We start from the raw sequence: 10,003 nt of genomic DNA, 5'->3' as shown, positions 1-10,003 counted from the left end.
CGACAGCCGGGCATCCACGCTGACCACAGCGAGAAAATCGACCCCCAGCCGAACCTCTCAGCCGACCAACTCAAGGTCGAGAAAGATCGAGGCTAACCGCCACTGCGCGATATGTGATCAAGCCGGAAGCGCGCATTTCAGTAATGCACACCTGTCTTGTCTGCCACATTTGGGCGGGGGGACGGCGCGCCCTTCTGGCCCGCTGGGGACGTATTCCGGCTGCTCATCCCCTCAGTGCTAAGCGTTACGGGATAACCCGAATTTATTTGGGTTACATTATGCATCCTTGACAGCACTCAATGTCAAAGATCATGGTGGAGGCATTCGCCCGGCGGCCTTCAAGTCGTGATTGAGGTCTGGGCACGGTCTGTTTTCGTCGGATACGACAGGGGGAATTTCTGCATGTCAGAATTCATCAACGTCCTCATCGCCATCGACGCGGAAACCATTCTCGGAAGGTTCGGCAAGAACACCGATCCGAACGGCCCGACATCGATCCCCGACAGCAGCAACCTGATCTACATGACCACCCGGCAGAACCAACTCGGCGGCGCTCCGGGCAGCGAGTTGACAATCAACGCCTCGCCTATGGACATCATCAGGTGGCGCGAGACGACACTATCCCTGAACTCCGAGTACACCGGCATCCTCTACAGGTTCAACACCCTGGCCGGACAGGACCTGATCAGCACCCCCGTACCAAGGTCGGTGATGCTCAGCGAGCCACAGCCGAACAGCCAGGATCCGCTGAATCCCACCACCCAGAGAATCAACAGCTATTACTGGGAGTGCGAGGTCCTGGACACGGGGACGGTCACCTACAACTTCAGCTTCATGATTCTCAACCACAAGGGTGAGAAGCAGGGTTACTACTGCTGGGACCCCTTCATCAATATTCAGCCCTAGGGGCCGGCGCACACCGGCTCGTACGCTCTGCCCGGCACGTACAGGCCCCATTCCTGCCGGGTGAGCGCCCGCTGGGCCAAGGCGCAGACGTTCTCCACGCTCACGGCGGGCAAAGCCACGTTCCAGAGCCGGATCGTCTTGTCGTAGCCGGTGCTCACCAGCGCGCGACCGTCAGGGGTGAAGGCCACTGCGGAGACGTCCTCGCGATGGCCGGTCAGCGGGCGGCCGAGCTGCCGCCCGGTGGCGACGTCCCAGAGCCGGATCGTCCGGTCGCGGCCGGCGCTGGCGAGCAGCCGGGCATCGGGGGAGAAGGCCACCATCCAGACCGTGTCGGTGTGTCCGACCAGTGGCTGCCCGAGTTGTCGTCCGGTGGTCACGTCCCACAGCCGGATCGTCCGGTCGGCGCTCGCGCTGACGAGGAGGCGGCCGTCCGGGCTGAAGGCGACGTGCTCGACGGCGCCGGTGTGGCCGCGCAGCGGGGTGGCCTTGTCGCTGCGTGTGCGCGGATCGAAGAGCCTGATGGTCCCGTCGTCCATGCCGATGGCGAGGGTGGCGTCCTTGGCGGCGAAGGCCAGGGACGAGGCTTGGACGCCGGTCACCGGCGCGCCCGTCTGCCGGTGCGCGCGCACGTCCCAGAACCGTAAAGTGTCGTCGAATCCGGTGCTGGCGAGCGTCGCGCCGTCGGGGCTGAACGCCAGCGCCAGCACCCAGTTGTCGAGGTGCGCGGCATGGCCGAGCAGCGGTTCCCCGATCTTGCGCCGCGTGGCGACGTCCCACAGCAGGATCGCCCCGTTGCTCTGTCCGGTGGCGAGCACTTTGCCATCGGGGCTGAAGGCGACCGGGCCGTGCTCGCCCATCTCACCGGCCGACAGGGGCCCGCCAAGCCGGTCGCGCGCGGCCAGGTTCCACAGGAAGGCGCCGGGCACGCTTGATGTGGCCAGCGTGCTCCCGTCGGGGCTGAGCGCCATGCCGTAGACGGTGCCCGTGCCCTGCTTGGTGACAGGTCTGCCGGCTTGCCGGCCGCGCAGGAGGTCCCACACGCGGACGGTGCCGTCCACGCCGGCGCTCGCCAGCCGCGTCCCGTCCGGGGAGAACGTCACGTCCTGGGGCGTGCCGGTGTGGCCCACGAGGGGCGTCCCCACCTGCTCGCGGGTGACGGTGTCGTACAGGACGACCGTGCCGCCGCCACCGTCGGCGGCCAGGAGCGTGCCGTCCGGGCTGACGGCCAGAGCGGCGCCGGGCCCCTTGAGCGGGGCGCCGATCCGCGCGTGGGTGGCGGTGTCCCACCAGCGCACGGTGTCGTCGCTGTCGACGCTCAGCAGTCTGGTTCCGTCGGGGGTGAAGGCCACCTTCCACGCCTCGATGTTCCCCGTACGGGTCACCGGGCTGGGCCTGATCTCGCGGTGCCGGGCCACGTCCCAGAACAGCACCTGCCCGCGCGTGCCGGCAGTGGCGAGCGTCCTGCCGTCCGGGCTGAAGGTGACGTCCTCGGCCTGGTCGGCCTCGAAGTCCCCGATCCGCCGGCGGGTGACGACGTCCCACAGGTACAGCGTGCCGTCCCCTCCTGCGGCGGCGAGCGTGGCGCCGTCCCGGCTGATGGCCAGAGCCTCGAAGGGCGTGGTGGTCCCATCGGTGAACCCGGGGACGGCGATCGGATCGCCGGAGGGGCGCCGGGTGGCGACATCCCAGATCCGGATCGCGCCCCCGTCGTCCTGCTCCGTGCGGCTCGCGCCGAACAGCAGCCGGCCGTCCCGGCTGAAGGCCAGCCCCGTCGCCCATTCCCCAGGCCCGGTGGTGAAGCGCGCGGCCTGGCGGCCCGTCGCGGTGTCCCACAGCCGGACGGTGCCGTCGCGCCCCGCCGACGCCAGGAGTCTGCCGTCGGGCGCGAACGCCACCTCGTCCACCACCCCCGTGTGGCCGGTGAACACGGAGCGGGCCGGGTTGAGCAGGGCGGCGGTCATGGCCGCGCGGGCCTCCGGCGTGTCCCTCATCCTCCGGGCCGCCACCGCCAGCAGCCGCGACAGCGCCGGGTCGGTCTCGCCGAGCTCCAGGCTGCGGCCCGCCAGCTCGCGCGAGCGCGCGGCGTCCTCCTGCGCGCTCGCCTCGGCGGCGCGGTTCGCGGCGACGCCCGCCCCGACCACCGACGTCAGGAACAGGATCACCAGCGCGGCCAGACCCGCGCGGCGGAAGCGGGTGGCCCGCCTCTCCAGCCGGTCGCTCTCGCGCAGGAACACACGCTGTGCCCCGGTCAGCGCGGGACCGCGCACGGGGTCCGCCTCCCAGCGCGGGAACACCTCTCGCAGCGCCGCCAGCCGGGTGCCGCGGTAGAGGAATTCCGGGTCGCGCTTCCTCGCCTCCCAGTCGGCGACGCCGTCCAGGAACTGGCGGAACAGCACGTGGTCGCCGCGGCCCTCGTCGAGCCACTTCTTGAGCTTGGGCCACTCCTCCAGCAGCGCGTCGTGGGCGATCTCCACCGCGCCGTGCGCGTCGCCGCTTCGGCCGTCACCCGGGTCGCCGCTCCGGATCAGGAGCCGGCGCTCGGTGAACGCCTCCAGCACCGCTTCGACGTCGTCCGTGCCGCCCGCCGGACGCCTGCCGACCAGCTCGTCGCGCGCAACGCGGCGGCGCACGGGCCGCCCGTCGGGTCCGATGACGGCCAGCCTCAGGAAGACCTCCCGCGCGACCTGACGCCGTTCGGCGGAAAGGCTTTCGTACACCTCGTCGGCGGCCGACTCCACGGCGTGGGCGATCCCGCCGACCTCGCCGTACGCCTGGCTCGTCAGCGGGCCGCCCGCGCACTTCTCCCAGGTGAGCAGCATCGCGTGCGACAGCAGGGGCAGCGCGCCCGTGCCGTAGGCGGCCTCGCCGGTCCGCGAGCGCAGGTCATGCAGCACGTCGTCGACCAGCGCCGGCTCGACCTGGACCCCGGCCGCCGTGGCCGGTCCCGTGATGGCGCGGCGCAGGTCGGACTCCGTCATGGGGCCCAGCGTGTACTGCCCGCCGTCCAGCGCCTCGGCCAGCACGGGATGGGCGTTGCACTCGGTGGCGAAGTCGCCGCGCACGCCCAGGACCACGAGCGCGGCCGAGCGGGCCGCCGCCACCAGGGCGGTGGCGAACGCCTCCCGTTCCTCCCGCCCGGCCAGGAGGAACACCTCCTCGAACTGGTCCACGACGAGGACGAGCCGGCCCGGGTCGCGGCGCTTCAGCCGCTCGGCCTCGGCCAGTACGGCGTGCCGCACGGTCAGGTGCGCGTCCTGAGGGTTGGCTCCCAGCGAGCGGCGCACCGCCCCGGCCTCCAGTTGACCGAGATGACTCAGCCGGACCGCCAGTTCGTCGAGCGGGTGCTCTCCCGGCGTCATCAGTTCCTGCGGCCAGTGCTCGCTGCCGGGCGCGCCGGGCAGCAGGCCGCGGGAGATCGCGGGCCGCAGCCCGGCCCGCAGCAGCGAGGACTTGCCCGCTCCTGACGCCCCGGCCACCATGACCAGGCCCGACCCGGTCAGGCGCTCCGCCAGCCGGCCGAGCAGCCGGGCGGTGTCCCGCTCACGGCCGTGGAAGATCGGCGCGTGCTCCCGTTCGAACGGCCACAATCCCCGGTACGGCGCCAGCCCGGCACGCCAGCCGGGACCGGGTGCCCCCTCCGGCCGCGGGGCGTCCAGGCGCCCGTTGAGCAGCGACAGCTCTTCGAGGATCCGGATCGAATGCTCGTACTGCCTGAGCATGAGATCGCGGTCGCTCCGGGCCCGCGCCTCCTCGTGGTGCCGTACCCGCAGAAGCTCCGACACCTTGCGCGACATGTCCTCCAGAAGCAGGCGGAACTCGGCGAAGTCGCCGCTCAGCTCGCCGAACGCCTCGGTGAGGCGCTCCTGGATCCGGCGGTCGCCGCTGACGAGGGCCGCCTCGATGGCGGCGCCCGCCGCGTCCACCCGGTGCAGCACCGCCGCCATCGCGCGCCGCAGCTCGGCGGCGCCCTCCCCGCCTTCCTCCAGGCTTGCGAGGAGCCGGGCGACGACCTCGGCCTCGAGCTCCTCCTGCGTGGGAGGACGGCCGGAGGTACGCCGCCGCAGCGCGTCCGCCGCCTTGATCAGCACGTCGGCGAGCACGTTGCCGCCCACCCCGCCGAGCACGTCGGCCCCGGCGGCGAGCAGGTTGCCGGAGGTCAGCGGGATGAGGGCGCACGCGCACAGCGTCACCACGATCCCGTGCGGCGACAGCTTCAGCAGGCCGCCGCCCATGCGCCGCACCACGTCGGCGATCCGTTCCCGGGCCGCGCGTGCCTGCTGGGCTCCGGGCTCCTCCCCGGTCGGCTCCATGCGCGCTCCCGTCCGTCCGCGAAGGCACCCTGCCGTACCGGTTCATCGCCGACGGCGGGCTCGTCGCTACGTCCGGTACGGGCGGGCTGCAGGCGGATCCTGATCAGCCGCGTCGGCGCGCTCAGCGAGGGATGAAGCCGCGGTAGACGACGCGCCGACGCCGGAGCACCGGCCACTGCCGGTCCTTGATGCCGCTCAGCGCGAGGACGGTCATCGCACCGGCGAGGAAGGTGCCCACGATGACGCTCATGACCAACATGAAGGCGATCTCCACAATAATCCCCTCGTCAACAGTTGAAATCTGAACTTGATGGCGTGAACAGCGCTCTTCCCCGCTCTATTCCGCGAGGTCTGCGACGGCGAACCTCGAGCTTGCGACGTCGAAGCTTCAGCGGCTCAAGGCGCGCTCTGATCGTGGGTCTCGCCATGATCGGTGTCCGGCGCCATGGTCTGGATACGCGCCTCCGCGACCTGCCGCATGATGCGGTGGGCCCCGCACGCCTCGGCGGTGGCGTACGCCTCTGCGGCCAGCGCCACCGCGTCGTCCCGTCGCCCCTGCGCGGCGGCGATGTAGATCAGCCCTACCTGGTTGGCGGCGACGGCGGCCGGCAGCCCGAGCTCCCGGCATAGCCGTACCGACGCCTCCAGATGCTGCCGGGCGGCGTCCAGCCGGCCCGCGGCATGGTCCGCGATCCCCAGGTGCCGGAGCACTTCCCACTGGGTGTATCGGTCGCCTGCCGCAGTGGCCAGGTCGTACGACTGCTCAAGGAGGGGGATGGCGCGGTCGGGGTCGCTCCGTACGACCTGGTGGAAACAGCCCTCCCAGAACACCGAACCCGCCTGGCCCGCCGCATCACCCAGCGTCCGGTACAGGTGTGCCGCACGCTCGAACAGCGCCAGCTCACGTGGGTCCTCGCGCCGGTCATCGAGGAACCGCGCGTGCAAGATCCGTCCCCGGGCCAAAGCGAGATCGGCTTCGACCTTGTCCAGCTCCCGCTCCGCCGCGGCCGGCTCACCGACATCGCCGACGAAGACAGGGTGCTCATAGGACAGCTTGGCCTTCTCGATATGTCCCTCCATGCCTGCCCCGCTATGCCCCTCGTTGCGGTCCATGAGACCGTACGCCGGCGATCTCAACAAGCTCTCAGACCCATCCAACCCTGCTCATGGCCATGTGTGCGGGGTCATTCGTCGTCTGGATCTGCCGGCGCCGCGGTCGGTGCGATCTGCAACGGTGCAGCAGCCCCGCCGGCGATCTCGCGCCCCTGATTCAGGGTGTAGTCAAGCTGCCTGGCCAGGAGCGGGAGGGTCGCCGGAGGTAGATACGCATCGGCGCCGGCGTCGAGCAGGCGTCGGACCGGGCCGTGGTACTGAACTCCGAGTTCGTGGTCCTCGATTTCGGTGACGACGACGCGAGCTTTCGGGAACATCGATCGGAGCGCCGCGATCAGCTGCGGGCTGCCTGGAGGTACCAGCAGTACATCGGTTGTCGTGGGAGCCGCATGCATGTCGAGCACTACGTAGTCCGCCCCGAGCTGGGTCGACAGCGCAACCCGGGCCGCGGTCGACAGCTCCATCGCGGTGGCCACGACCGTCACGCTCTCGAAGTCGATCGGTGCTTGATCGTTGGCCTCGTCCGGCGCGTCGCGATCGACGATGGCGCCTTGGACCACGTCGATGGTGCTGGAGATTGTCGCTATCGACGCGCCGTCACGCGTGACGACCACGTTCTCGCCAGGCTCGAGGGCGTCGATGAGCGCCACGACATCTTCGGGAAGGCGGGCCACGTCGATTCGCTGCGCCGCGCGTGGGGCGCGTTTGCGGATCACCATGCCTGGGACGCGCTCACGGCTGCGTAGGCACCCTGCGTCATGAGCATCCCCGGTCGCCTGTCGACATGGTCGCTGCCCCGGAGGCGCCGTTCAACCCGATGATCACATGAATCCCTTCAGATACCGTGACCTTGTTGGATGCCACTGAACGCTCATTGGTTCGAGCCGCGCCGGAGATTCCTTCATCGACCCGCTGGTACTCCGCACGGACAAAGATCGCGGCGTAGGGCCAACTGTCCCGTGCCACCGAAGCCGGACCGGTGTCACCGATGCCCGATGGAACCGAGCCAGGTCGCAGACGAGGACGCCGTGGTGAAGCGGATCACCTGCAAGGGAGCAAAGCGTGGGTCATCGATGCGCTGCTGTATGTCCGCTCGTCGCGCCGCGTGCTGGGACCATGCCCACCATGCGGGGTGATCTCGCCGGAACCATTCCGCCACGGTCTCGCGGTTCCCGTTGAAGATTGATTCGCGGAGAAGTGTCCTGCGCAGTGACCGCCGCAGGATCCGAGGCATGATGACCCGCCGTGGGTAGTCCAGCCATACGACGGTGTCGGCGCGTTCCCATAGCAAGTCACGGACCTCTGGGTAGCCGAACGAGTCGAAGACCCAGGCCGGTGAGTTGGCGATCTCTGCGACCTGAGCGGGAAACCGCTCGTTCACGGCCCAACCGGGACCGGCGAAGTACAGGGCGTCCATCTCGTGATAGGCCACGGCGAGTTGGCTGCTCAGGGCCCGTGCCATGGTGGATTTACCCGCCCCGCTGATGCCAACTACGAGGATGCGCTGCATCCATGCAGGCTAAGCCCTGGGGACTGCGGCGGAACGCGAGGGGACATCCGTACGATCGCGACGACCGGACTTCGATGGCACACGGCCGACCGGGCCCGCAGGCGGAGACCGGCCGCCAGGCTGCCGTGCGCGCTGGGTCACGCCGATACGCGTACCAGCGGATGGAGTCTGCGGCGGGCGCCCCGCGGGACGCCCGCCGGGGCTCACACGCTCCTGGCGCCGATGCGCCTGATCCAGTGCTGGCAGTAGACGCAGGCGCCGCGGTCCTTCCAGCCCGGCGAGGTCTCCTTACCGCCCCACTTGCCTCCCGGGTGCCACACCCGGGCATGGAAGACGAAGGTGTCCCCGGGGATCTTCTCGACCGAGCTGATGCCGGCGCCGGGGCCGTTCAGCCAGCGCTTGAGCGCGTCCACCTCGGCGCAGGACTCCGGCGGCCACTTCTCCGACTGCGTGATGCCGCTGACCAGTGCGGTGATGAGAGGGGTGGTCGCGTATTGGTGCAGGTCCTGGCCGCTGAAACCCTCGTAGGTCACCCCGGGCGAGCCGATCACGGCCAAGCCGCAGACGACTCGTCCCACCGGTGTCTCGCTCGCTCTGCTGCTCAGCAGCCCCGCGCGGTATCGATCGCAGATGCCCGTGGCCGTGGAACGGGCCGCGTTCTCGGCGTCCCTGATCTTCCTCGCTTCGACCTCGACCCGCTGGCGCTCCCGCTCGGCGCTGTCCTTGCGGGCCTGGTCGTCGACGTAGATCTGCCACGCTCCGTTGTCGCCGTAGGCGTCCAGCCACTGCTGGAACTGGGTGATCGCGGCGCCTGGGGTCATCTCGTTCAGGCCGACCCTGCTCTCGTAGGTCGTGAGCTTGCTCCTCAGGGCGGTCATCGTGTCCAGGCTGAAGCCCGACCTCGGGGTGTGGCCGGAACAGAGGGCGCTGACCTGGACCTTTCGTTGGAAGAACCACACCTTTACGGTGTCGCGGTCGGCGGTGGCGGCGGGAAGGGGGGGTGAAGAACTGATAGGGCTCCGTCGACCTCGTCCTCGTGCCGGACCGTTCCAAAAACGGTCGGGTCAGCAAAACGTACGCCCCGCGCGAGCGCCCGCAAATAGTGCCGCGGTAAGGGCCGCCCGCAACAGGACCTATTGAGGAGGCCGCAGGACCAGGGGCGAGGTGTCGATGCCCTGGCACCGGAAGAGCATGATCGTGAGCGGTCACGATCTTGTCCAGGCGTACGGGGCTACCAGGCGGCTGCGCCGTTCAGGCCGGTGGCGAACAGGGTGCCCGAGTACTGCCCGGTAGGCGCGTCGGCGGGCAGGGTGGCGAGAGTGATCACGACCGAGACGCCGTCGTCGGCGGAGCGGAGGCCGGTGTGGTCGTTGAGGCCGGTTGCGCAACATAACACGTTCACGTCGAACACCTGCCGCATATCGGCGCGGGTGGTCTGGCTGGGGGCGGGGTTGGGCTCGGCGATGCCGGCGTTGTTGACCAGCACGTCCAGGTGTTTCGATCTCGTTCTCGACCTGGCGTGCGGCGGCGGCGATGGAGGCGTCGTCGGTGACGTCCAAGGCCGGCGGGCGGGCGTCGATGCCGTCCGTGGTGAGGGCGGCGACGGCGTGGGCGCCGCGGCCTGCGTCTCGGGCGCCTACGAGTACGGTGAATCCGAGCCGGCCCTCAGCCGGTTGGGCAGGGCGCGGTTATGCAGGTAATGGCAGGGCCTGCCTTAACGGTCCAGGTAGTACATAGCGTGAAGCGCATGGATCCGAAACGTGAGCTGCGCGAATTCCTGATGTCGCGCCGCGCCCGCCTGACCCCGGGGAGGCGGGGGTGCTGCACTACGGGATGCGCGCACGCCGGGTGCCGGGACTGCGGCGCGACGAGGTCGCCGGGCTCGCCGGGGTGAGCGTGGACTACTACACGCGCCTTGAACGCGGGCAGGTCGCCGGGGCATCGGATTCGGTGCTGGACGCGCTCGCCCGGGCGCTGCGGCTGGACGGCGCGGAACGGGAACATCTGACGGACCTGGCCCGCGCGATCCGGCCCGGCACGAAACGCCGAACCCGCGCGGCAGCCGCGTCCGTACGAGCGAGCCTGCTGAGCACCGCCCCGATCATCGGCGCCACCCGCCCCGAGCACCTCGCCGACGCGGTCGCCGCCCTCGACATCGACCTCA

The 10,003-nt window shown here is 70.0% G+C and carries 8 protein-coding genes and 1 pseudogene; 2 read left to right on the top strand and 7 right to left on the bottom strand.

The annotated features are described in order from the left end of the window. Positions 1–402: 402 nt before the first annotated feature. Entirely contained in the window at positions 403–906 is a 504-nt protein-coding gene (locus AB0J87_RS62475) for an inclusion body family protein (protein ID WP_363985250.1), read from the top strand. Here the strand turns inward: AB0J87_RS62475 and AB0J87_RS62470 are convergent. From AB0J87_RS62470 to AB0J87_RS62440, 7 genes are all read right to left on the bottom strand, one after another. Beyond that, complete coding sequence (locus AB0J87_RS62470) at positions 903–5,216, bottom strand: WD40 repeat domain-containing protein (protein ID WP_363985248.1); 4,314 nt, start codon at positions 5,214–5,216, stop codon at positions 903–905. The two genes, AB0J87_RS62475 and AB0J87_RS62470, sit on opposite strands and share 4 nt — an antisense overlap. A 121-nt stretch (positions 5,217–5,337) precedes the next feature. Next, a complete protein-coding gene (locus AB0J87_RS62465) occupies positions 5,338–5,466 on the bottom strand; it encodes a hypothetical protein (protein WP_363985246.1) in 129 nt (42 codons plus the stop codon). Between the two features lie 146 nt (positions 5,467–5,612). Then, complete coding sequence (locus AB0J87_RS62460; protein WP_363985244.1) at positions 5,613–6,296, bottom strand: hypothetical protein; 684 nt, start codon at positions 6,294–6,296, stop codon at positions 5,613–5,615. A gap of 104 nt (positions 6,297–6,400) precedes the next feature. Further along, positions 6,401–7,048, bottom strand: coding sequence for a hypothetical protein (locus AB0J87_RS62455; RefSeq protein WP_363985242.1), 648 nt, complete (start codon positions 7,046–7,048; stop codon positions 6,401–6,403). A 263-nt stretch (positions 7,049–7,311) separates the two neighbouring features. Next, complete coding sequence (locus AB0J87_RS62450) at positions 7,312–7,839, bottom strand: hypothetical protein (RefSeq protein ID WP_363985240.1); 528 nt, start codon at positions 7,837–7,839, stop codon at positions 7,312–7,314. A gap of 203 nt (positions 7,840–8,042) precedes the next feature. Continuing rightward, complete coding sequence (locus tag AB0J87_RS62445) at positions 8,043–8,717, bottom strand: hypothetical protein (protein WP_363985238.1); 675 nt, start codon at positions 8,715–8,717, stop codon at positions 8,043–8,045. Between the two features lie 353 nt (positions 8,718–9,070). Beyond that, the gene (locus tag AB0J87_RS62440) at positions 9,071–9,325 is read right to left on the bottom strand and encodes a hypothetical protein (RefSeq protein ID WP_363985236.1); all 255 of its coding nucleotides are present in this window, start codon (positions 9,323–9,325) and stop codon (positions 9,071–9,073) included. Positions 9,326–9,586: 261 nt separating this feature from the next. On the opposite strand from AB0J87_RS62440, the pseudogene AB0J87_RS62435 reads away from it, so the two are divergent. Beyond that, positions 9,587–9,861 (top strand): annotated as a pseudogene (locus AB0J87_RS62435) (helix-turn-helix transcriptional regulator); the annotation flags it as partial. Positions 9,862–10,003: the final 142 nt, after the last annotated feature.

The organism is Nonomuraea sp. NPDC049625 (assembly GCF_040675285.1).
In the GTDB taxonomy this organism is placed as follows: domain Bacteria; phylum Actinomycetota; class Actinomycetes; order Streptosporangiales; family Streptosporangiaceae; genus Nonomuraea; species Nonomuraea angiospora_A.
The sequence above is the reverse complement of the archived record's forward strand: the minus strand, read 5'-3'. Positions and strand labels throughout refer to the sequence as shown.

Excerpts from the sequence above, each read along its gene's own strand:
- AB0J87_RS62455 (WP_363985242.1), bottom strand. The coding sequence starts at position 7,048 with ATGGTGATCCGCAAACGCGCCCCACGCGCGGCGCAGCGAATCGACGTG.
- AB0J87_RS62475 (WP_363985250.1), top strand. The coding sequence starts at position 403 with ATGTCAGAATTCATCAACGTCCTCATCGCCATCGACGCGGAAACCATT.
- AB0J87_RS62465 (WP_363985246.1), bottom strand. The coding sequence starts at position 5,466 with ATGAGCGTCATCGTGGGCACCTTCCTCGCCGGTGCGATGACCGTCCTC.
- AB0J87_RS62450 (WP_363985240.1), bottom strand. The coding sequence starts at position 7,839 with ATGCAGCGCATCCTCGTAGTTGGCATCAGCGGGGCGGGTAAATCCACC.
- AB0J87_RS62460 (WP_363985244.1), bottom strand. The coding sequence starts at position 6,296 with ATGGAGGGACATATCGAGAAGGCCAAGCTGTCCTATGAGCACCCTGTC.
- AB0J87_RS62470 (WP_363985248.1), bottom strand. The coding sequence starts at position 5,216 with ATGGAGCCGACCGGGGAGGAGCCCGGAGCCCAGCAGGCACGCGCGGCC.
- AB0J87_RS62445 (WP_363985238.1), bottom strand. The coding sequence starts at position 8,717 with ATGACCGCCCTGAGGAGCAAGCTCACGACCTACGAGAGCAGGGTCGGC.